The sequence below is a fragment of the Myxococcota bacterium genome, assembly GCA_041389495.1.
In the GTDB taxonomy this organism is placed as follows: Bacteria; Myxococcota_A; UBA9160; order UBA9160; family UBA4427; genus JAWKRT01.
Map to the genome: position 1 here is coordinate 315,996 of JAWKRT010000002.1, position 21,789 is coordinate 337,784.

Below are 21,789 nucleotides of genomic sequence, written 5' to 3' on the forward strand. Positions count from 1 at the left end.
GCTAGAGGACCTCGTCGGGAGCGTCCGACGTCGGCCACGGGGGCGGCGCAGCATAGTCGACGTAGATGGGCGAGGACCACGCGCGCTGCTCGCTCGGCGCGAGGCAGTCGTCGGCGGGATCCATGCCGCACGCGTGCACGCCGGTGCAGCGGCCGGCCTCGTCGACGTCGCAGCGCAGACCGCCCGCGTCGACGACCGGGCTCGGCGCCTCGATCGCGCGCACGTAGTAGAGCGCGTCGCGGGCGGCGCTCGCGAACTCGGGGTCGCCGAAGCGCACGCGGCAGCCGGCCGCGTCGCCGTCGCACGGCAGCACGCGCCACGGATCCTCGACGAGCGCGGTCGGGTCCTCGCCGGGGCGCTGCTGCGGGCGGATGCGCACGACCTCGATGCGCGTGATGGGCCGGCGCACGTCGGTCGGGTTGTAACACTCGTTCGCGCACAGGCGCAGCGCGCGGTCGGCGCCGAGGTCGGCGAGCACGTGCTCGGGGCAGCCGGGGGCCTGCTCGAACGAGCCGACCGCGCGCACCTCGAAGCGCGGCGCGCGGCCCATCGCGACGTGCCCGCCCATCGGCACGCGCGCGCCCGCGTCCGGCGCGTTCACGAGGTCGAACCAGAGCAGGATGCGCGGGCCGCTCGTCGCGTACGTCTCGCGCCGCATCATCGCGTCGAAGACGTCGCCGCGTTCGCGCGAGCGCGCGTGCACGGCGGCGAGCCCCCCCGTCACGAAGAACGAGCCCGAGCGCTCGCCCTCGAGCCAGCTCACGGGGTTCGCGGTGGCGAGGTCGACCGGGCGCGCCTCGGGCGGGCGCTCCGTCGACGGGCGCGCGAGCCGCTTCGTCGACGCCTGCATCGCGGCGTCCGTCATGCGCAGCCGCGCGACCTCCTTGTAGCCCGTGCCCGCGCGCGCGGTGTGCGTGTCGCTCGAGCCGATGAAGCCGAAGCGGAAGCGGTCGAGTCCGCCGTGCGCGTCGCCGCCCTCGAAGTCGCGCAGCGCGAGCATGTACTGCACGGAGCCGCGCGGTCGATAGTTGAACGCGGGCTGGAAGCAGTCGCGACACTGGCCGGCGTCGAGCCACTCGTCCGGGCGGGCGCCGGGAACCGCGAGGTGGCCGGCCGCGCTGCCGGCCTCGGCGTAGTAGCGGCGCGCGTCGGCGGCGCGCTCGTCGCACACGGCGTCGGTCTCGCCCGCCTCGATGCAGCGCGCGCGCACGAGCTCGCCCGCGCGCTGGCAGCCGGGGAGGTAGTCGCGCGTCGCTTCGGGGCACGACGCGCGACCGTCGGCGTCGAGGTCGACCTCCTTCCACCGACGCAGCTCCTCCGAGTTGCCGTGCCCGGAGTACACCTCGACGAGGCGCTGGCGCGACGGGTCGCGGAAGTGCGCGGCGACCTGCTTGTCCCAGCTCGCGCCCTGCGGCGTGTACATGCCCCACGTCGTGCCATGCGGGACGACGAGCGACGGCACGTTCCAGTCGTCGAGCTTCGCGAACAGCTCGGCCGGGTCGGCGGCGGACTCGCGGCAGTCGAGCGGGAGCTCGCGCTCGGGCACGTCGCTCGGGCACGCGGGCGTCGCGGCCACCTCGCGGTTGAACGCGATCAGGTCGTTGTACTCCCAGCCCGCGACGAACGGGAAGAGGCCGACCTGCAGCGGCCCGGGCCGCGCGCGCTCGAAGAAGTTCGCGGGCGAGCTCGCCGAGATCGGGCGCGCGGGGATCGACGCGTCGTCGAGGTCGCGCAGCACGACGTTGCGGTGGCCGAAGTGGTTCTCGCGCGACGTCCCCATCTGCGTCCACTCCCAGCCGAGGAACGGAACGAGGTCGGGGGCGTCGCCGGCGCGCGCGACGGCGTCGCACTGGCGGATCGCGTCGATCGTCTCGCGCCACTTGCGCGGCGTCGAGGCCTCCGCGTGATCGTTGATCGAGAAGAAGTCGAGCGCCGAGCAGAAGCGCGCGAAGTCGCAGGCGTCGGACACGGTGCTCGCGCCCTCGCCGACCATGCCCGGCAGCCCGAGCAGGAACGCGTCGTTCGAGAAGCCCGTGTGGACGTGGAGGTCACCGAAGACGATCTGGCCGTCGTCGTCTCGCGCGCCGACGCCGCGCGCGCTCGCCTGCTGCGCTTCGATGCGCGCGGTGACGACGGCGGCGGGCCGCGCGGCCGCCGTGGGCGAGCCCGCGTGCACGAGCCGTCCGAAGCGCCCGGTTCCGACGAGGTAGAGGAACGCGACCGCCAGGACGACGACGGCGATCGCGACGCGCGCGACGATTCGCATGGCTTGCTCCTGGAGCGACGAGCGACGAACGGCCGGGCCGCGAGGCGGCGCGCGCGCCCGGTGCCACCGCGCGGCGGCTCCGCTCTGCGCGCGCGATTGACACTGCGGAGCCGCGTCGCTTCACTGCGCGGCATGACGACCGAGGGCGACGCCGCCTCCGTGGCGCGACGGCTGATCGACTGCGTGACGCGCGGCGACCTCGACGGCGTCGACGCACTCTATCACGACGACATCCGCTGCTGGCGCAACCTCGACGGGCGCGAGCTCGTCAAGAAGCAGGCGCTCAAGATCGTGCGCTTCCTCGGCACGCTGCAGGGGCTCCGCTACGACGACGTGCGCATCGCACCGACGCCCGGCGGCTTCGTGCAGCAGCACACGCTGTGCTGCACCGGACCGAAGGGCGAGGACGTGCGCGTGCCCGCGTGCCTCGTCGCGCGCGTCGACGGTGGGCGCATCGTGCGCATCGACGAGTACGTCGACTCGGCGGCGATGGCGCCGCTCATGGGCTGAGGCGCGGCGCGCGCCGCGGCGCCTCACGCGACGACGCCGTCCCTCCGCAGCGCGGCGACCGCCTCGGCGCCGATCCCGATCTCGCGCAGCACCTCGTCGGTGTGCTCGCCGAGCGCGGGCGCGAGCCGCCGGACGCTCGCGGGCGTCGCCTCGAAGCGCGCGACCGGTCGCGCGTGACGCACGCGGCCCGATGCCGGGTGGTCGCTCACCAGCAGCGTCTCGTTCCACCGCACCTGGTCGAGCGCCTCGACCTCCTCGAGCGCGGTCACCGGCGCGTGCGGGACGTCGTGGTCGCGAAGGCGGGCGCAGAGCGCGGCCGTCGTCGCGCCCGCGGTGCGCGCCTCGAGCTCGTCGCAGAGCGCGCCGAGGTGCGTCATGCGCTCGGCCGCGCGCGCGAAGCGCGGGTCGCGCGCGAGCGCCTCGTCGTCGAGCGCGCGCGCGCACGCCGCGAACATCGCGTCCTGCACGAGCGAGATCATGACCCAGCCGTCCCGCGTGCGGAGCAGGCGCAGCCAGGCGTTCTTCGCCGTGCGCTCGTCGCCGACGAACGTGCGGTGCTGCATGACGTCGATCCACAGGAACGCGACGCCCGTGTCGAGCATGTTGAGGCGCACGTGCTGGCCGCCCGCGCCTCGTTCGCGCGCGAGCAGCGCGGCCGTGATCGCCTGCGAGGCGACGAGGCCCGTCACCTTGTCGACCACGGAGTTGTGCACGAGCTCGGGGCGCCCGTCGTCGCCGGCCTGGCTCGCCGCGTAGCCCGCCGTCGCCTGCAGGATGCTGTCGAAGGCCGGGCGCCGCGCGAGCGGCCCGCTGTCGCCCCACGCCGAAAGCGACACGTAGACGAGGCGCGGGTTGCGCGCGCGCAGCGCGTCCGCGCCGATGCCGAGGCGGTCGGCGACGCCGGGTCGATAGTTCTCGACGAACACGTCGGCGCCGTCGGCCAGACGGTGGACGACGTCGACGCCGCGCGGATCGCGCAGGTCGACGACGATCGATCGCTTGTTGCGGTTGACGGCGTGGAAGGTCGCGGCGATGCCGCCGCGCGAGATGCCCGAGACGCGCATCGTGTCGCCCGTGCCGCCGGGCACCTCGATCTTGACGACGTCGGCGCCCTGGTCGCCGAGGATCATCGTGGCGAGCGGGCCCGAGAACATCGCCGTCGTGTCGAGGATGCGGATGCCGTCGAGCGGGCCGGGCACGGGGAGCCTCCCTTCGCAGGCTATCACGCGCTCGACGGCGCGTGATAGCCTGCGGCCGCGCCGCGCGCGCGGCGAAGCGAGACGAGGGGGGTACCGCGCCATGACCGAATGCATCGACGCCGGAGCGAGCCGCTCGCGGTCGCACCGGCGTCGCCTAACGATCGCTGCGGCGCTCGCGCTCGCGTTTGCCGCGGTGGCGTGCGCCTCGCCGGGCCCGCGCACCGGTGCCGCCGCGCCGCGCGGCTCGCTGCTCGTCCTGCTCACGAACGACGACGGCTACCTCTCGCCCGGCATCCGCGCCGTGCGCGAGGCGCTCGAGGCCGCCGGCCACGACGTCGTGATGGTCGCGCCGCTCGAGAACCGCAGCGGCGCCGGCTCGAGCACGACGACGGGCGGCACGCTCGAGCTGCGCGAGCAGGGCCCGAAGACCTGGTCGGTCGGCGGCACGCCCGCCGACTCGGTGCGCGTCGGCCTCGACGTCGTCCTGCGCGGCCGCACGCCCGACCTCGTCGTCTCGGGAGCGAACTTCGGCCAGAACGTCGGGCCGTCGACGCTCGCCTCGGGAACGGTCGGCGCCGCGCTGACGGCGATGCAGGCCGGGATCCCGTCGATCGCCGTCAGCGTCGCGATCGATCCCGAAGAGGCGCGCGCCGAGCCGCGCTTCGCGAGCACGCTCGCCGCGTTCGACGACGCCGCCGCGCTCGTCGTCCGCCTCGTGCGCAGGCTCGACGCGTCGCGCGCCGACGACGGGTCGCTCCTTCCGCCCTTCGCGTCGCTGAACCTCAACTACCCGGCGCGCGAAGCGTCCGCGGTGGCGGGCCTCGCATGGGCGGCGATCGGTCGCAGCGAGGGCTTCCGCTTCGGCTACGAGCGACAGGAAGGCGCGGCCGACACGCTGCGCGTCGTGTTCCGCCCGACGAACGACGGAGAGTCCGTCGCGCGCGCCGACACCGCGCTCCTCGCCCGCGGCTATGCGACGCTCACCGTCCTCGACGGCGACCTCGCCGCGCCCGACGAGGTGCGCGAGCCGGTGCGACTCCGACTCGAAGGCATCGCGCCCTAGCACCGCACCGCGGCGCCGCGCTCCGCATTCGCACGGCCGGGGCCCGATGGCCGCCCGGCCGGACGCGATGCGAGATCGACACCGTCGTCAGACGGCGTCGCGGGCGCCCGCGAGGTCGGCCATGAGGGCGAGCGCCTCGTCCTGGCGCGCGCGCACGGTGAGACCCGTCGCGCCGCAGCCCTCCCAGCGATCGCGATAGAGCTGCTTGATGCGATCGACCGGACCGATCAGGCCGCCTTCGTCGACGTAGTCGTCGGGCACCGCCTCGATCGCCTCCTGTCGCTGGCCCGCGAGGAAGAGCTCCTGGATGCGCTGCGCCGCTTCGGGCCAGCCCTCGCGCTCCATGCGCTGCTTGTGGAAGTTCATCTTCTCGTGCCCCATGCCGCCGACGTAGAGCGCGATGAACGGCTTCTGCGCGGCGAGCGCGGCCTTCACGTCGTTCGTGATCTCGACCGAGCAGCCCGCCTGGATCTCGAAGTCGGCGAGCGACTTGCCGCCGCCCGCGCGCGCGAAGCCCTCCTCGAGGAGCGGGCGGAAGCGCTCCATCGCGCCGGGCCGGAAGCCGAACGGGAGCCAGCCGTCCGCGAGCTCGGCGGTGAGGCGCACCGTGGCGTCGCCGCCCGTGCCGAGCCAGATCGGGATGTCCGGGTTCGCGTGCAGGATCGACTTGAGCGGCTTGCCCATGCCCGATGCGTCGGGGCCCGCATAGGGAAGCTGGATCTGCCTGCCGTCGTGGCGCACGGGGCCTTCGCGCTTCCAGACCTTGCGGATGATCTCGACCGTGTCGCGCAGCTTGTGCACCGGGCTGCCCCACGGCCGTCCGTACCAGCCCTCGACGATCTGCGGGCCCGAGAGCCCGAGGCCGCAGATCGCGCGTCCCGGCGCGAGCGCGTCGAGCGTCGCGAAGGACATCGCGGTCGAGGCCGGCGTGCGCGCGTCGACCTGCGTGATCGCGCTGCCGAGCCGGATGCGCGTCGTGTGCGCGGCGAGGAACGCGAGCGGCGTGATCGCATCGGAGCCGTAGGCTTCGGCCGACCACACGGAGTCGTAGCCGAGCGACTCGACATAGCGAATGCGCTCGAGCGGGATGCGAAGCGTCTTCTCGTCCCACTGGATCTGGATGCCGAGCTTCATGGCGTGCTCCTCCGCGCGTGGCGGCGCATGGTACAGTGCGGCGCTCGCGGCCGGGCCGGCGAACGCGCCGTCGTCGGAAGTCGCGAAGGAATGCAGCGAAGGGACGCCGCGAACGCGGAGGGCGCGCGCAGTGCCGGGGCAGCTCGAGGGCAGGGTCGCGCTCGTGACCGGCGGGAGCCGCGGCATCGGCGCGGCCATCGCGCGGCGCTTCGCGGCCGAGGGCGCCGCCGTCGCCGTCACCGCGCGCAGCCTCGACACGAACCCCGATCACCTTCCCGGCAACCTCGCCGACGTCGTCGCGGACATCGAGGCGCGCGGCGGCCGCGCGTTCGCCGTGCGGGCCGACCTCTCCGATCGCGACTCGCGCCTGCGCATCGTGCCGCAGGTGCGCGAGGCGCTCGGCGAGGTGGACGTGCTCGTGAACAACGCGGCGGCCTCGCTCTATCGCCCGTTCGACCGCCTCTCGCATCGCTCGCGCGCGATCGCGTTCGAGATCAACTGCCACGCGCCGTGGGATCTGTGCGAGCAGGTCGTGCCCGCGATGCGCGAGCGCGGCCGCGGCTGGATCGTCAACGTGTCGACGGACGTCGCGCGCGCGCCCGACGGCCCGCCGTATCCCGCGTTCCACGAGAGCGGCGGCGTGCTCGCGTACGCGACGAGCAAGGCCGCGCTCAACCGGCTGACCGTCGGGCTCGCGGCGGAGCTCTTTCGCGACGGCATCGCCGTCAACGCGATCGAGCCGGTCGCGATCGTGATGACGCCGGGCGTCGCCGCGCAGGATCTCCCGCTCGAGGGCCACGTCGTCGAGCCCGTCGAGGCGATGGCGGAGGCCGCGCTCGCGATGTGCACGGAGCCCGCGAGCGCGCGAACCGGGCTCGTCGTGAAGGCGACGCCGTTCCTCGAATCGATCGGGCGCGCGGTGCGCGCGCTCGACGGCGGCGCGTTCCGCGCGGAGGGCTGAGCACGCGATGCGCTACGGCATGACGATCCCGCTCGAGAAGGTGCCGCTCGTCGCGCAGCGCGAGTGGGTGCAGGAGACGGAGCGGCTCGGCTTCCAGGACGTGTGGTCGAGCGAGGCGACGCAGTTCGACGGCTTCACGCCGCTCGCACTCGCGTCGCAGTGGGTGTCGACGCAGCGGCTCGGCTGCGCGGCCTTCCCGGTGCAGACGCGCGGCCCGGGCCTGCTCGCGCAGAGCGCGGCGACGATGACCCACGCGGCGCCCGGGCGCTTCGTGCTCGGGCTGTGCGGCTCGTCCGAGCCGATCGTGTCGTGGTGGAACGCGCGCCCGTTCGAGCGCCCGTACTACCACGTGCGCGACACGATCCGCTTCCTGCGCCGCGCGTGGACGGGCGAGCTCCTGACCGAGGACTTCGGGAGCTTCGCGGTCCGGTACTACAAGCAGCGCATCCTGCCGGTCGAGCCGCCGCGCATCCTCGTCGCGGGCCTGCGGCAGGGGATGATCGAGCTCGGCGCGCGCGAGGCCGACGGCGTCATCCTCAACATGATGTCGCCCGAGGACGTCGCGAAGGTGGTGCCGCTCGTGAAGGCGCACGGCGCGGACAAGGAGGTCGCGCTGCGCGTGACGATGTGTCCGACCGACGACTACGCGCGCGGCATGGCCGTCGCGAAGGGTTGGTCGGTCGGGTACGTCACGGTCTCGACCTATCGCGCGCAGCAGGAGTGGCTCGGCCGCGGCGACATGATCGCCGAGACGAACGCGCGCTGGGCGAAGGGCGACCGCAAGGGCGCGTTCGAGGCGCTGCCGGACGAGATGGTGCAGACGGGCTGGTTCGTCGGCACGCGCGCCGAGTGCCGCGCGCGCCTCGACGCCTACGCGAAGGCGGGCCTCGACACGATCATCCTCTCCTACCTCGAGGCGGTGAGCGACCCGTGGGACGTCGTCCGCGACCTCGCACCGCCGGCGCCCGGCGCCGACTAACAAGGACGCGGAGGAGCGCGCGTGCGAGCCGTCCGCCGCACCGAGGCCGGCATCGAGGTCGTCGACGTCCCCGCGCCCCTCGCGGGCGAGGGCGTCCGCGTGCGCGTCCGCGCCGTCGGCATCTGCCAGACGGACGTGAACCTCGCGCGCCTCGGGCCGCTGCCGCAGACGCTCGGCCACGAGTTCGCGGGCGAGCTCGCGGACGGCACGCCCGTCGGCGTCGAGCCGCTCGTCCCGTGCGGCGCCTGCGAGCCCTGTCGCCGGGGCGACTACCAGTGGTGCGAGCGCGGCTTCGCGATGATCGCCGGCATCGGCTTCGACGGCGGCATGGCCGACGAGGTCGTCCTTCCCGCGCGCTGCCTCGTCGCGCTGCCGCGCGGCCTCGAGGCGCGCGACGCGTGCCTGATCGAGCCGCTCGCCGTGAACCTGCACTCGCTCGCGCTCGCGCGCTTCGAGCCCGCGCAGCGCGTGTGCGTCGTGGGCGCCGGCATCACGGGCTTCGGCCTGCTCGCGGCGGCCGCCGCGAAGGACCGCGGCGCGCGCGTCGACTTCGAGCCCGCCGGCGACTCGGGCGGCGGGGCGATGCGCGACGCGGCGTGCGCGGCCGCCGCGGCGCTCGGCGTCGGCACGGCGCCCGAAGGCGCGTACGACCTCGTGATCGAGGGCGACGGCGACGAGTCGTCGATCGCGCGCGCCGTCGAGCGCTGCCGGCCCGGCGCGACGCTGCTGCTCGTCGCCGGCTACTACTCCGACAAGACGTTCCCGACCGTGCCGTGCGCGATGAAGGAGCTGCACATGGTCTGGGGCACGCTCTACGGCCATCACGCCGCGGGCCGCGCGGTCGAATCCGCCGCGGCGCTGCTCGCGCGCACGCCTGCGATCGCGCGCGCGCTCGTCACGCACCGCATGCCGCTCGACGCCGCGCGCGACGCGTTCGCGCTCGTCGAGAGCGACGCGCCGAGCCTCAAGGTCGTGCTCGAGCCGTGAGCGCGCGCGACACGAGCGACGCGCGCGACGCGCGCTCGGCGCGCGAGGTGCGAGAGGACGCGCTCGCTCCGCTCGTGTCGCTCGTGCGGAGGGGCGACGACTGGGCGCACCCCGACCCGGGCGGCGAGGTCACCGTCTACGTGAAGGGCTTCCTCGCGCGCGGCGAGGAGCCCGACCACTTCGAAGGCTGGCTCGCGAGCCACGGCGAGGCCGCGACGCGCTGTCGGTGGTCGCCCGATGCGCTCGGCTATCGCTGGCCCTCGGGCCGCGTCGGCCCGCCGCCCGTCCCGCTGGCATCCGCCGCGAAGATCGCCGTCGACGTCGTGCGCAGCCTGTCGAAGGCGCGGCGCTTCCACGTCGGCGCGGCCGTCGCGATGACCGCGGGCGAGGAGCTCGCGCGCCTCGCGCTGCGCTTCGTCGGCGAGTACCGCGCCGCGGAGCGCGCGGCCGCCGAGCGCGCCGACGCGCTCGCTGCGGCGCTCGGCGCGCTCGCCGAGCGGCACGCGCGCGTGCGCGTCGTCGCGCACTCGCTCGGTGCGCGCCACGCGATCGAGGCCATCGCGAGCCTGCCCGCGAGCGCCCGCCCGCACGAGGTGCACCTGTGCGCGCCCGCGTGTCGCGAGGACGACGTCGCCTCCGCGCTCGGGTCGCTCGCGCGCGAGCGCGCGCACGTCTACTTCGCACCCGGCGACCTCGTGCTGCGCACGGGCTTCGCGCTCCTCTCGGGCGGCGCGGCCATCGGCGCCGCGGGCCTCGCGCGCGCGCACCCGGGCCTCGAGGCCTGGGACGTCTCCCAGCACTTCGAGTTCTGGGTCCACGGCCAGTACCAGCGCGCGTTCGGCGCGATGGCGCGGTAGGCGAGCGCGCGCGAAGACGGGCCCGACGCGCCTCTGCACCGAGTGCATGCCGCGGTTGGCTGCAGCGCGCATTCCTCGCACTCGGATACGGTTGGATCGCAGGGCTGCGTGTCGCGGCGTTCCGGCGGATCGCTCCGGGAGCGGACGCCGCAGGGATCGCAGCGCACCGAGTGATCGCCCGCCGCACGCGCCCGTGCCGGAGGCCGCGATGTCCGACCGCACCTCGCTCTCCGATCGCATGCTGAAGCGCGCCGTGCCGCGGCCCGTTCCCGGGTTCGCGCCGGAGCCCGTCGCGCTCGGCGACGGCCTCTTCGCGCTCGACCGGCGGCTGCGGCACTTCGGTGTCGCGCTGCTGCCGACGCGCACGACGATCGCGCGGCTCGCGGACGGCGCGCTCGTCGTGATCTCGCCCCCGCCGCTCGCCGACGGCGCGACGCGACGCGCGATCGACGCGCTCGGGCGCGTCGCGTGGATCGTGGCGCCGAGCTCGTTCCACTACCTCTACGCCGGCGACTTCGCGCGCCACTACCCGGATGCGCGGCTCGTCGGTGCGCCCGGGCTCGGCGCGCGCGCGCCCGGGCTCGCACTCGACGCGGAGCTCGTCGCGCCGCCCGCCGCGTGGTCGGGCGTGCTCGACACGGCGCTGCTGCGCGCGCCGCGCGGCGTCGCCGAAGTGCTCTTCTTCCACGCGCCGTCGCGCGCGCTCGTGCTGACCGACCTGGCCTTCCACGTGACGCACTACCCGCGCGCGCTCGATCGCCTCGTCTGGCGGCTCTCCGGCATCCCGCGCGGCTTCGGCCCGGGTCGGACGACGCGAGGCCTCCTGCTCGGCGATCGCGCCGCCGCGCGCGAAGCGCTGCGGCGCGCGCTCGCGTGGCCGTTCGAGCGCATCGTCGTCGCACACGGCGAGGTGCTCGAGCACGGCGCGCGCGCGGCATTCGAGCGCGCGTTCGCGGCGTGGCTCGAGGACTAACGAAAAGTCTTGCCTTCGGGCTCTCGCCGTCGTCAGGCTGTGCGGCCGCGACGGTTCGCGGTCGACGCCCGTCGGCGAGGGTGCGAATGCGCATGGCCTTCCCGAGGATCGCGATCCGGCTCGCCGCGGCGACGACCGTGTCCAGCGTACTGCTCGGCTGCGTGGCCGCCGGCCCCTCCGACCCGCCGGGATGGATCCGTCGCTGCGAGCGCGACCTCCAGGATCCCGCCGCCGACGAGTTCCAGAAGGCCGCCGCCGCCGCGATGATGCAGGCGCTCTACGACGACGTGGGCGCCTGTCGCAGCACGTATCCGGAGCACGAGCCCTTCCTGCTGTACCTGCTCTACGGGCGGGACGGAAAGCTGATCGACAGCTACGCGGATCCTCCGACGGTCGCGTCGCGCTGCTTCCGGTTCCGGGCGCCGGACGTCGATGCGCGTCCGCCGGGCAACCAGCACTGCTTCCGATTCGGGCTCAGCGGAGAGCGCGGTCCGCGACACCACGAGCCCGAGTCGCGCGAGTGAGCAAGCGCGCCGAAGCTCTCACGAGATCGCCGACCGGACTGCGCGCGCGCGCGTGAGGTGCGCGGACATGGCGTCGAGCCAGCCGTCCGTGTCCTCGCGGTGCGGGTGGTGGCCGGCGTCGGCGAGGTCGACGCGGACGGCGCCCGGGATGCCGCGGGCGAGCGCGTCGGCCCCGGAGAGGAAGCCCTCGTCGTCGAGGCCGACGAGGACGGTCGTCGGCAGCGCGAGCTCGTGCAGGCGCTCGACGACCGGGGCCTGGCGCACCATCGCCAGGCCGAGCGCGCCGTAGGCGACCGGGTCCATCGAGCGGTAGCGGTGGCGCTGGTGCGGCACGTACGCGTCGGCCCACTTGCGCGCCTGGCGGTCGGACGGCGCATCGGACGGGCGCTCGCGCGCGATGCGCTCGACGAGCGCCTGGAAGAACGCCATGCCGCGCTCGACGGCGATCGCGCCTCCCTTCTCGAAGGTCGCGGCCGCATAGCCCTCGGGCGCGAACGGCGCCGTGCTCATGAGGACGAGCGATGCGAGCCGGCGCGGGTGCGCGAGCGCGAAGCGCAGCGCGACCATGCCGCCGAGCGAGTGCCCGAGCAGGTGGCAGCGCGCGACGCCGAGGCCGTCGAGGAAGCGCGCGAGGTCGGCGACGAGCCGGTCGAACGAGTAGGCGGCGGCGTCGCCCGCGTGCGTCGAGTCGCCGTGCCCGCGCAGGTCGGGCGCGAGCACGCGCAGGCCCGGCTCGCGCAGCGCGAGGAGCGGCATCGCGGGCAGGAAGTCGTCGCGGTGGCCGGTGAGACCGTGCACGAGCACGAGCGGCGCTCCGCCACCGGCGTCTTCGCCGGCTCCGATCTCCGAGTACGCGACCTCGACGTCGCCGAGATCGGCGCGGCGGACCCGGGGAACGAGCGCTCGACGCGGGGCGCGGTCGTCCGGCATGATGCTCCCTTCGGTGCGAGCGGCGCATGATAGGCGATGGCCGCGCCCGCGTGACGAGGTGTCGGGAGCCGCGCGATGAGTCCGTCCGATCGATCCCTGCGCGGCAAGGTCGCCGTCGTGACGGGCGCCGGCCCGGGCATCGGGCGCGCGACGGCGCTCGCACTCGCGGCCGACGGCGCGAGCGTCGTGGTCGCTGCGCGCCGCGCCGCACGGCTCGGCGCGCTCGCGGACGACGTCGCGCGGGCGACCGGCGCCCGCTGCCTCGCGGTGCCGACGGACATCGCCGACGCGGCGTCGCGCGCCGCGCTCGTCGAGCGCGTCGCGGCGGAGCTCGGGCGCGTCGATGCGCTCGTCAACGTCGCCGCCCACGGCGGGCCGCGCGCGCGCGTCGCCGAGACCGACTGGGACGCCTACCTCGAGGCGGTGCGCGTCAACGTCGTCGCCACGATGTCGCTCTGCGGGCTCGCCGCGGAGCGCATGCGCGCGGCGGGGACGGGCGGGTCGATCGTCAACATCGGCGCGCTCAGCTCGACGACGATGCTCGCGAAGATGGCGAGCTACACGACGACGAAGGCCGCGATGGTGGTCGCCTCGAAGACGATGGCGCGCGAGGTCGGGCCGGCGGGCATCCGCGTGAACGTCGTGACGCCCGGGTTCACGACGGGCGCGCCCCTCGACGCGATGTTCGCGCAGATGGCGGCGCGCACGGGCGGCGACGCGGCCGAGCTGTCGGCGCGCGCCGCGCGCGAGGCCGCGCTCCACCGCCACGTCGACCCCGAGGACGTGGCCGAGGCCGTGCTGTTCCTCGCGTCGGAGCGCGGGCGCGGCGTGACGGGCGTCGAGCTGCACGTGAACGCGGGGCTCTGGATCGGCTAGCGGGCGCGCCGCGCTCGCGACCGCCCGGCGCGCCGAGCGGCTGCCGCGCACGCCGGCGCCGCGGCGCTTGTGGAATCGCCGCGGCGCGCGAGAATGCGCGCCGCCCGACGCACCGGAGGAGCCGACGCCCGTGACGACCCTGTTCGATCCCGTGACCCTCGGCCGCATCGCGCTGCGCAACCGCGTCGTGATGGCGCCGATGACGCGCTCGCGCGCGGGCGCCGACGACGCGCCGACCGACCTCGTCGTCGAGTACTACCGGCAGCGCGCGGGCGCGGGCCTGATCGTCACGGAGGGCATCTATCCGAGCGTCGACGGCAAGGGCTACTGCCGCACGCCCGGGCTCGTGACGGCGCCGCAGGTCGCGGGATGGCGGCGCGTGTGCGAGGCCGTGCACGGCGAGGGCGGGCGCATCGTCGCGCAGCTCATGCACTGCGGGCGCGTCTGCCACCGCGACAACAAGCCCGCCGGCGCCGAGACGGTCGCGCCCTCGGCGGTGCGCGCGCGCGGCGAGATGTTCACGGACACGGCCGGCATGCAGCCGTTCGACGAGCCGCGCGCACTCCGCTCCGACGAGATCCCGGGCGTCGTCGCCGAGTACCGCCGCGCGACCGAGCGCGCCTACGAGGCGGGCTTCGACGGCGTCGAGCTCCACTGCACGAGCGGCTACCTGCCCGCGCAGTTCCTGTCGACGGGCACGAACCGCCGCGACGACGCCTGGGGCGGCTCGCTCGCGAACCGCATCCGCTTCCCGGTCGAGGTGCTCGACGCGATGGCGGGCGTCGACGGCGCCGACCGCGTGGGCTTCCGCATCTGCCCGGGCAACCCGTTCAACGACCTCTCGGACGACGACCCCGAGGAGACGTTCCGCGCCTTCCTCGGCGCCGTGCGCGGCAAGGGGCTCGCCTACTGTCACGTGATCCGCCTGCACGACACGCCGCTCGACAACGTCGCGCTCGCGCGCGAGTGCTTCGGCGGGCCGCTCGTCCTGAACGACTCGTACGAGCTCGCCGAGGCGCAGCAGGCCGTCGCGAGCGGCGTCGGCGAAGCGGTCGCGTTCGGACGCGCCTTCATCGGGAACCCGGATCTCGTCGAGCGCCTCCGCACGGGCGCCGAGCTCGCGCGCTTCGACCCGAAGCGCCTCTACACGCCCGGGCCGGAGGGCTACACCGACTATCCGCCGCTCGGCGGCTGAGGCGGTGGGCGTGCGCGGCGCCTGCGCGACGGCCGCGCCGGGGGCGTCGCTCTCGCGCACGGCCGCGCTCGCGACGGCCGTCGGCGTCGCGGTCGCCGCCGCCTTCGCCCGCGCCCTCGCTTGCGACTTCTTCCAGATCGACGACTACGACCTCGTGCTCCACAACGAGCACGTGATGCGCGGGCTCTCGCGCGAGGGCGTCGCGTGGGCGTTCGCGAGCCCGCTCGTCGGCAACTGGACGCCGCTCGCGTGGCTGTCGCACATGGCCGACGTGTCGCTCTTCGGCGCTCGCGCGGCCGGCCACCACGCCACGTCCGTGCTGCTGCACGCGGCGACGGCGGCGCTCGTGTTCGCGTTCCTCGCGCGCGCGACCGGCGCACCCGTGCGCAGCGCGCTCGCCGCGCTGGCGTTCGCGCTGCACCCGATGCGCGTCGAGTCGGTGGTGTGGATCGCCGAGCGCCGCGACGTGCTCTCGGGCTTCTTCGGCGCGGCGACGCTGTGCGCGTGGGGCGCCTACGCGCGGGCGCGCCACGCGCGCGCCTATGCGGCCGCCCTCGCGCTCGCGGCCATGGCGATGGCCTCGAAGGCGACGCTCGTGACGCTCCCGTTCCTGCTCCTGCTCGTCGACGTCTGGCCGCTCGGGCGCGCGCCGCTCGCGGCGCCCGCGCGCGAGACGGCGCGCGCGCTGCTCCGGCTCGCGGTCGAGAAGCTCCCGTTCTTCGCGCTCGCGGCCGTCGCGAGCGCGGCGACGCTCGTCGCGCAGGGCGATGCGGGCGCCGTCGTTCCGGCCGACGTGCTGCCCCTCGGCGCGCGCCTCGCGAACGCGGTGATGGCGACGTCGCACCATCTCGAGACGACGCTCTGGCCATCGCGGCTCTCGGTGATGGTGATGCATCCCGCGCTCTTCGGCGGCGTCGGTCACGCGCCTGCGGCCGTCGCGCTGACGGCCGCCTTCCTCGCCGGCCTGACCGCGCTCGCGGTCGCGGCGCGCGCGCGCGGCTACGCGCTCGTCGGCTGGCTGTGGTTCGCGGGTGCGCTCGTTCCGACGCTCGGCCTCGTGCAGGCGGGCCTCCAGGGGCTCGCCCATCGCTACACCTACCTGCCGCACGTCGGGCTCGCGATGCTCTTCGCGTGGGGCGCGTGCGACGGCGTCGAGCGCGCGGCGCGCGCCGCGCCGCCGCGCGCCCGGGCTGCGCTCCGGAGCGGCGCGGCGGTCGCCGGCGCGCTCGTGCTCGGCGCGCTCGCCGCGCGCACGTTCGTCGAGATCGGCCACTGGCGCACGACCGAAGCGCGCTTCCGCCACGAGGTCGCGATCGACCCCGGCGCCTGGAACCACCGCTTCTACCTCGGCAACGCGCTGCTCGTGGAGGGGCGCCCGGCGGATGCGATCGCACCGCTCGAGGCCGCGCGCGAGCGCCTCCCGCGCGCGGGAGGGCGCGAGCTGCGCGAGGCCTGGGCGAGCGTCGAGCTCGCGCGCGGGAAGGCGCTCGACGGTGCGGGCCGGAGCGCCGACGCGATCGACGCCTTCCGCCGATCGCTCGCGATCGCGCCGCGCGAGGAGACGGCTCGCCGGCTCGCCGAGGCCGCGCGGCGCGCGTCCGCGCGCGCGCCGCGCGCCGACTAACGTCGCGCGAGCGCGCGGCCGAGCGCGGCGAACGACTCCGCGGACACGCGCTTCGAGATCTCCGCCGTCGTGATCAGGCCCGAGCCGTGGAAGGTGCCGGGGAAGGCGTGGAGCTCGACCGACACGCCCGCCTGCAGCATGCGCGCCGCGTAGTCGATGCCCTCGTCGCGCAGCGGGTCGAACTCCATCACCGAGACGTAGGCGGGCGGGAGGCCGGCGAGGTCGGTCGCGCGCGCGGGCGCGGCGTACGGCGGGACGTCGCCGCCGAGGAGCGGCCCGAGGTAGTGGCGCCAGCTCCAGATCGCGTTCGGCCGGTTCCACAGCGGCGTGTCGGTGAACGCCTTCATCGAGGGCGTCTCGAGGCGGTCGTCGAGCTCGGGGATCTCGAGCAGCTGGAAGCAGAGCGCGGGGCCGCCGCGGTCGCGCGCGAGGAGCGCGGTCGCCGCGGCGAGGCCGCCTCCCGCGCTCTGCCCGGCGACCGCGATGCGCGCGGGATCGACGCCGAGCCCGGCCGCGTTCGCGGCCGTCCACCGCAGCGCCGCAAGGCAGTCCTCGACGCCGGCCGGGTAGGGGTGCTCGGGCGCGAGGCGGTACTCGACCGACACGACGACCGCGTCGTGCTGCAGCGCGACCGCATCGCACCACGCGTCCATCATGTCGACGTTCCCGAACAGGAAGCCGCCGCCGTGGATCTCGACGACGGCCGCGCGCGGCGCGGAGGCCGCGGCCGCCGGCGCGTAGACGCGCACCGGCACATCGGGGTCGCCGTCGCGCCCGGGGACGGCGACGTCGCGGCGCGCGACGCCGGGAAGGGGATCCGTCGCCTGGCCCATCATCGCCGCGCGCGTCGCGCGTCCCTCGACGATGCCCTGCGGATCGGCGAGGTCGGAGATCGTGGGAAGCGCGTCGAGAAAGGGGAGGTACTCGGGGTCGTAGGCGTACTTCGGCATGGGTGGGGTCCTGTTCGGTGCGTCGCTCGTTGCGTCGTCGGTGCGTCGCTCGCGGGGGTCCCGCGCGCGGTGCGGTTCGCGCGCGTCAGCGCTTCGCGGCGTCGGGCGTCTGCTGGGCGCGACCGCGATCGCGCACGCCCTCGAACGACGCGCCCGCGCCGGCCCACGCATTCGACTTCGCGATGTGCGCGGCCGAGCGCTCGGCCTCGAGCGCGAGCGCCTCGCCGAGCGGGAGCGCGAAGCCATCGTCCATCACGCGCTTGATCGCACCCAGCATGGAAGGCGGCGCCGAGGCCATGTCGGCCGCGATCCGCAGCGCGGTCGGCAGGAGATCCTCGGGCGCGACGACGTGGCTCACGAGCCCCCACTGCGCGGCCTGCTCGGCGGACAGGAAGTTGCCCGTCAGCGACAGGTACTTCGCGCGGTAGATCCCGACCGCGCGCGCGAGCAGCTGCGATGCGCCCGCGCCCGGCACGATGCCGACGCGCACGTGCGTGTCGGCGAAGCGCGCGTTCGTCGACGCGACGAGCACGTCGCACGCGAGCGCGATCTCGAGCCCTCCCGTGACGGCCGGCCCGTTGATCGCGCCGATGATCGGGCCCTCGAAGGCGGCCATCGCATCCCAGCAGGCCGGGCGGCGCCAGGGCTCCGCGCCGTCGCGCGGTGCGCTCGGGGCCTCGGCCGCCTCGCGCAGGTCGACGCCGGCGCTGAACGCCGCGCCCGCGCCCGTCAGCACGACGATGCGCACGTCCGCGTCGGCCTGCGCGCTCCGGAACGCGTCGTCGAGCTCGGCGAAGAGCGCGCGCGAGAGCGCGTTGCGCGCTTCGGGGCGGTTGAGCGTGAGGAGGAGCGTTCCGGGGACGTCGTCGCGGTGCTCGCGGAGCACGAGGGGCTCGGCCAAGAAAGACTCCTTCTCGCGGGGCGGCGCTCATTATATTGGGCTCATGACGGCTCCCGGGGCGACTTTCGACCGCGCGGCGCTGGCCGCTCTCGACGACGCGGAGCTCGAGCGCGCGCTCGGCGACGCGCAGCTCGCGTCACTGCTCGCGGCGCTCGCGTACGCGACGGGTGACGACGCGATCCTCGCCGACGACCTGCGCCCTGACGGCTCCTTCCTCGCCGGTCCCGATGCGGGCTACGACGAGGCGCGCAAGCAGCGCGCGCGCGCGCGCAGCTTCGAAGCGCTGCGCGCGTACCGCGCCGCGGGCTGCCCGGCGCCGCCGCCGCTCGACGACGCGCGCCTGCGCCGGCTGCTCGGCTTCCTGGCCGGCGAGCGCAACGTCGACGCCTACTTCCCGCTCCTGCGCGAGGAGCTCGCGCTCGACGGCGCCGACGCGCGCGCGCCGCGCTTCCGCATGAGCGAGCTCGCGCCCGGGCGCGACTTCCGCGTCGCCGTCGTCGGCGCCGGCATGTCGGGGCTCGTCGCGGCGCTGCGGCTGCAGCAGGCGGGCATCCCGTTCGTCGTGCTCGAGAAGAACGCCGACGTCGGCGGAACGTGGTACGAGAACACCTATCCCGGCTGTCGCGTCGACGTCCCGAACCACTTCTACAGCTACTCGTTCGCGCAGCGCACCGATTGGCCGAGCGTGTTCTCGACGCAGGAGGTGCTGCTCGAGTACTTCCGCTCGGTCGCGCGCGACTTCGGGCTGCGCGACGCCATCCGCTTCGGGACGGAGGTGACGGAGGCCGCGTTCGACGAGGCGACGGGGCGCTGGACGCTCGCGCTGCGCCGCGAGGACGGCGGCGCCGAGTCGCTCGTGGTCGACGCGGTCGTCGCCGGCGTCGGCCAGCTGAACCGGCCCGTGCTTCCCGACATCCCGGGCGTCGACGACTTCGCGGGCCCGTCGTTCCACTCGGCGCGCTGGGACGCGAGCGTCGACCTCTCCGGCAAGCGCGTCGCGGTCGTCGGCACCGGCGCGAGCGCCGCGCAGCTGATCCCGTCGATCGCCGACGTCGCGGGCTCGCTCGCCGTCTTCCAGCGCACGCCGCCGTGGATCCTGCCGACGCCCGACAACCGCGCGGCCGTGCCCGAAGGGCTCGCGCTGCTGCTGCGCGTCGTGCCGGGCTACGCGCAGTGGTACCGGTTCTGGCTCTTCTGGACGATGTCCGAAGGGCTCGTCGACGCCGCGCGCGTCGACCCCGCGTGGCCGCACCCCGAACGCTCCGTCGGCCCGATGAACGACGGGCTGCGCGAGGCGTTCCTCGCGATGCTGCGCGCGCAGTGCGGCGGCGACGACGATCTCTACCGCAAGCTCGCGCCGTCGTACCCGCCGTTCGCGAAGCGCTTCGTGCGCGACGACGGCTGGCTCGTCTCGACGCTCGGGCGCGACGACGTCGAGCTCGTGACCGACGCGATCGAGCGCGTCGAGCGCGACGGCGTGCGGCTCGCGAGCGGCCGGCTCGTCGAAGCCGACGTGATCGTCTACGCGACGGGCTTCTCGGCCTCGCAGTTCCTCGTGCCCATGAAGGTGACGGGGCGCGGGGGGCGCGACCTGCACGCGCACTGGGCGGGCGACGCGCGCGCCTACCTCGGCATCACCGTCCCGCACTTCCCGAGCCTGTTCCTGATGTACGGCCCGAACACGAACATCGTCGTGAACGGCAGCATCATCTGGTTCTCGGAGTGCGAGGCGAGCTACCTGGTCGACTGCCTGCGCGAGCTGCTCGCGCGCGGAGCGCGCGCGCTCGACTGCCGGCCCGAGGTGCACGACGCCTACAACGACTGGGTGGACGCCGAGAACGCGAAGATGGCCTGGGGCGCCGCGAGCGTGAGCACGTGGTATCGCAACGCGCGCGGGCGCATCTCGCAGAACTGGCCGTCGACGCTGCTCGCCTACTGGCAGCGCACGCGCGCCGTCGACCCCGACGACTACGAGTGGCTCTAGGCGCCGCGTCTCAGGCGAGGAGCGACGCGCCGTCCGCGGCCTCGACGGGGAAGAGCGCGCCCTCGCGCCCGGACGCACGCGCGTAGGCGCGCGCCGCGTGCGCGGCGAACGCGTCGACGCGGTCGCGCTCGACGAGCGCGACCAGGCAGCCGCCGAAGCCCGCGCCCGCCTGGCGCGCGCCGACGCAGCCCGGCGCCGCGCGCATCGCGGCCTCCATCGCCTCCATCTCCGGGATGCAGATCGAGTAGAGGTCGCGCGCGCCCGCGAACGACGCGGCGAAGTGCGCGGCGAGCGCGCCGCGGTCGTCGCGCTCGAGCGCGTCGGCGGCCGCCGCGACGCGCGCGTGCTCCTCGAGGGCGAAGCGGCAGCGCCGCGCGACGAGCGGCGGCAGGGACGGGGCGAGCCGCTCGAACGCGGCGAGCGGAACGTCGCAGAGGTCGCGCACGCCGGGCCGCGCGGCGGCGAGGTGGGCGGCGCCCGCCTCGCACTGCGCGCGCCGCTCGCCGTAGGCCGAGGCCGCGAGCGCGCGCGGCGCGCGCGTGTCGCCGACGACGATCGCGAGCGAGCGCGGGAGCGCGACCTCGCGATGCGCGAGCGCGCGGCAGTCGATCGCGAGCGCGCGACCGGCGCGGCCGAACACGGCGCAGTACGGGTCGAGCACTCCGCACGCGACGCCGACGTAGCGGTTCTCGGCGCGCTGGCAGCGGAGCGCGCGAGCGAGCGCCGACGCGTCGGCCGCGGGTTTCGCACGCTCCGCGCCCGCGTGGCCTGCATCGGCCGCCTCGGGCACGTCGCGCTCCGCGAGCGCCTCGACGACGAGCGCCGTCGCCACCTCGAGCGCGGCCGACGAGCTGAGCCCGCTCCCGAGCGGGACGCGCCCGTCGACGACCGCATCGAAGCCCGCGCACGCGATGCCGTCGTCGAGGCAGGCGCGCGCGACGCCGAAGACGTAGCGCCCCCACGTGCGGGCGCCGGAGAGTGCGGAGAGCGCGTCGCCTTCGAGCGGCGCGTCGACGGTCGCGTCGAGCGCGAGCGAGTGCACGCGCACGCGGCCGTCGCCGCGCGGCGCGGCGAGCGCCCAGGTGTCGAGGTCGATCGCGAGCGCGAGCACGGCGCCGCCGTTGTAGTCGGTGTGGCTCCCCATGAGGTCGATGCGGCCGGGCGCGCGTGCGAGTGCGCGCCGCGCGCCGTGCGGCGACGGCCCGAAGTGCGCGTCGAACGCGCGCTCGAGCCGCGCGCGTCGGTCCGCGACGCGAGTCGCGCCTGCGTCGTGCTCGGCGCTCGCGCCCTCAGGCGGGGACATCGCCCCAGCCGCCCGGCACGCCCGCGTCGACCGTCACGCGCCGTCGCGCGAACAGCCAGCGCCCGTCGACGCAGCGATAGCCGTCGACATAGCGTCCCCAGTGGTCGAGCCCGCGGTCGGTGAGCACGGCGTAGTAGCAGCGGCCGCTCGCCTCGTGCGGGCTCGCGACGTCGATCGCGTGCGTCGCCGTGAAGTGCCGCACGAAGCGCGCGCGCGGGGGCGCGGCGCCGGGTGCGTCCGCGCCGCCGCCGGCCGCGCCCGCGGTCCGCTGCGCCGCGCCCTCGAAGAGCGCCCGGATCTCGCGCGTGCCGCGGCAGGTGCCGAGCGAGGTCTCGACGACCGCGTCCGGCGTGAAGAGCGCGAGCAGCGCGTCGAAGCGCCCCGCGTCGCCGCACGCGTTGTAGCGGGCGACGAGGTCGCGGATGGCCTCGCGCGCCGCGACCTCCCACGGGTCCATGCCACCTCCTCGCGCTCCTCGCGCTCCTCGCGCTCTGCGCGCTCTCCGCGCCCGCCGGCCGCGTCGCCCGGCGGCGATTGCCGCGGGGCCGCCCACTCTGGGAGAATCGCCGCCGA

General features: G+C 75.4%; 20 protein-coding genes. 12 read left to right on the forward strand and 8 right to left on the reverse strand.

The annotated features are described in order from the left end of the window. Position 1 precedes the first annotated feature (1 nt). Entirely contained in the window at positions 2-2,266 is a 2,265-nt protein-coding gene (locus R3E88_12130) for a DUF3604 domain-containing protein (protein MEZ4217220.1), read from the reverse strand. A 132-nt stretch (positions 2,267-2,398) separates the two neighbouring features. Here R3E88_12130 and R3E88_12135 point away from each other — a divergent pair, with 132 nt between their 5' ends. Next, entirely contained in the window at positions 2,399-2,776 is a 378-nt protein-coding gene (locus R3E88_12135; protein ID MEZ4217221.1) for a nuclear transport factor 2 family protein, read from the forward strand. A 23-nt stretch (positions 2,777-2,799) separates the two neighbouring features. On the opposite strand, the gene R3E88_12140 is transcribed toward R3E88_12135, so the two are convergent. Then, a complete protein-coding gene (locus R3E88_12140; protein ID MEZ4217222.1) occupies positions 2,800-3,975 on the reverse strand; it encodes a CoA transferase in 1,176 nt (391 codons plus the stop codon). A gap of 100 nt (positions 3,976-4,075) precedes the next feature. On the opposite strand from R3E88_12140, the gene surE reads away from it, so the two are divergent. Then, the gene (gene surE / locus R3E88_12145; protein MEZ4217223.1) at positions 4,076-5,038 is read left to right on the forward strand and encodes a 5'/3'-nucleotidase SurE; all 963 of its coding nucleotides are present in this window, start codon (positions 4,076-4,078) and stop codon (positions 5,036-5,038) included. Positions 5,039-5,125: 87 nt separating this feature from the next. On the opposite strand, the gene R3E88_12150 is transcribed toward surE, so the two are convergent. After that, positions 5,126-6,172 carry an LLM class F420-dependent oxidoreductase gene (locus tag R3E88_12150; GenBank protein MEZ4217224.1) on the reverse strand — a complete coding sequence of 349 codons (1,047 nt, stop codon included), beginning with the start codon at positions 6,170-6,172 and terminating at the stop codon, positions 5,126-5,128. Positions 6,173-6,302: 130 nt separating this feature from the next. Here R3E88_12150 and R3E88_12155 point away from each other — a divergent pair, with 130 nt between their 5' ends. From R3E88_12155 to R3E88_12180, 6 genes are all read left to right on the forward strand, one after another. Beyond that, positions 6,303-7,133, forward strand: coding sequence for an SDR family oxidoreductase (locus R3E88_12155; GenBank protein ID MEZ4217225.1), 831 nt, complete (start codon positions 6,303-6,305; stop codon positions 7,131-7,133). 19 nt (positions 7,134-7,152) lie between these two features. Continuing rightward, entirely contained in the window at positions 7,153-8,112 is a 960-nt protein-coding gene (locus R3E88_12160) for an LLM class F420-dependent oxidoreductase (protein ID MEZ4217226.1), read from the forward strand. A 21-nt stretch (positions 8,113-8,133) separates the two neighbouring features. Further along, a complete protein-coding gene (locus tag R3E88_12165) occupies positions 8,134-9,099 on the forward strand; it encodes an alcohol dehydrogenase catalytic domain-containing protein (protein MEZ4217227.1) in 966 nt (321 codons plus the stop codon). After that, on the forward strand, positions 9,096-9,956 hold the full coding sequence (locus R3E88_12170) for an alpha/beta hydrolase (protein ID MEZ4217228.1): 861 nt from the start codon (positions 9,096-9,098) through the stop codon (positions 9,954-9,956). The genes R3E88_12165 and R3E88_12170 overlap by 4 nt, the downstream gene beginning before the upstream one ends. Positions 9,957-10,164: 208 nt before the next feature. Beyond that, positions 10,165-10,929, forward strand: coding sequence for a DUF4336 domain-containing protein (locus R3E88_12175; GenBank protein MEZ4217229.1), 765 nt, complete (start codon positions 10,165-10,167; stop codon positions 10,927-10,929). Positions 10,930-11,021: 92 nt separating this feature from the next. Further along, positions 11,022-11,453 (forward strand): hypothetical protein, encoded by a 432-nt coding sequence (locus R3E88_12180; protein MEZ4217230.1) that lies wholly within the window; start codon positions 11,022-11,024, stop codon positions 11,451-11,453. Positions 11,454-11,471: 18 nt separating this feature from the next. Here the strand turns inward: R3E88_12180 and R3E88_12185 are convergent, their stop codons facing one another. Beyond that, positions 11,472-12,383 (reverse strand): alpha/beta hydrolase, encoded by a 912-nt coding sequence (locus R3E88_12185; protein ID MEZ4217231.1) that lies wholly within the window; start codon positions 12,381-12,383, stop codon positions 11,472-11,474. 75 nt (positions 12,384-12,458) lie between these two features. On the opposite strand from R3E88_12185, the gene R3E88_12190 reads away from it, so the two are divergent. The 3 genes from R3E88_12190 (at position 12,459) to R3E88_12200 (ending at position 16,078) form a co-directional block, all read left to right on the forward strand. After that, positions 12,459-13,259 (forward strand): SDR family oxidoreductase, encoded by an 801-nt coding sequence (locus R3E88_12190; protein ID MEZ4217232.1) that lies wholly within the window; start codon positions 12,459-12,461, stop codon positions 13,257-13,259. 130 nt (positions 13,260-13,389) lie between these two features. Then, the gene (locus tag R3E88_12195; protein ID MEZ4217233.1) at positions 13,390-14,454 is read left to right on the forward strand and encodes an alkene reductase; all 1,065 of its coding nucleotides are present in this window, start codon (positions 13,390-13,392) and stop codon (positions 14,452-14,454) included. A 10-nt stretch (positions 14,455-14,464) separates the two neighbouring features. Next, positions 14,465-16,078 carry a tetratricopeptide repeat protein gene (locus tag R3E88_12200; protein ID MEZ4217234.1) on the forward strand — a complete coding sequence of 538 codons (1,614 nt, stop codon included), beginning with the start codon at positions 14,465-14,467 and terminating at the stop codon, positions 16,076-16,078. Here R3E88_12200 and R3E88_12205 read toward each other — a convergent pair. Both R3E88_12205 and R3E88_12210 read right to left on the reverse strand, forming a co-directional pair. Beyond that, a complete protein-coding gene (locus R3E88_12205) occupies positions 16,075-17,028 on the reverse strand; it encodes an alpha/beta hydrolase (protein MEZ4217235.1) in 954 nt (317 codons plus the stop codon). The genes R3E88_12200 and R3E88_12205 overlap by 4 nt on opposite strands. 85 nt (positions 17,029-17,113) lie before the next feature. Further along, on the reverse strand, positions 17,114-17,929 hold the full coding sequence (locus R3E88_12210; GenBank protein MEZ4217236.1) for an enoyl-CoA hydratase: 816 nt from the start codon (positions 17,927-17,929) through the stop codon (positions 17,114-17,116). A gap of 43 nt (positions 17,930-17,972) precedes the next feature. Here R3E88_12210 and R3E88_12215 point away from each other — a divergent pair, with 43 nt between their 5' ends. Then, positions 17,973-19,913, forward strand: coding sequence for an NAD(P)/FAD-dependent oxidoreductase (locus R3E88_12215; protein ID MEZ4217237.1), 1,941 nt, complete (start codon positions 17,973-17,975; stop codon positions 19,911-19,913). Positions 19,914-19,923: 10 nt separating this feature from the next. Here R3E88_12215 and R3E88_12220 read toward each other — a convergent pair whose 3' ends face one another. Both R3E88_12220 and R3E88_12225 read right to left on the reverse strand, forming a co-directional pair. Continuing rightward, positions 19,924-21,216, reverse strand: coding sequence for a galactokinase family protein (locus tag R3E88_12220; protein MEZ4217238.1), 1,293 nt, complete (start codon positions 21,214-21,216; stop codon positions 19,924-19,926). Then, complete coding sequence (locus R3E88_12225) at positions 21,203-21,673, reverse strand: nuclear transport factor 2 family protein (protein MEZ4217239.1); 471 nt, start codon at positions 21,671-21,673, stop codon at positions 21,203-21,205. The genes R3E88_12220 and R3E88_12225 overlap by 14 nt, the downstream gene beginning before the upstream one ends. Between the last annotated feature and the right edge of the window lie 116 nt (positions 21,674-21,789).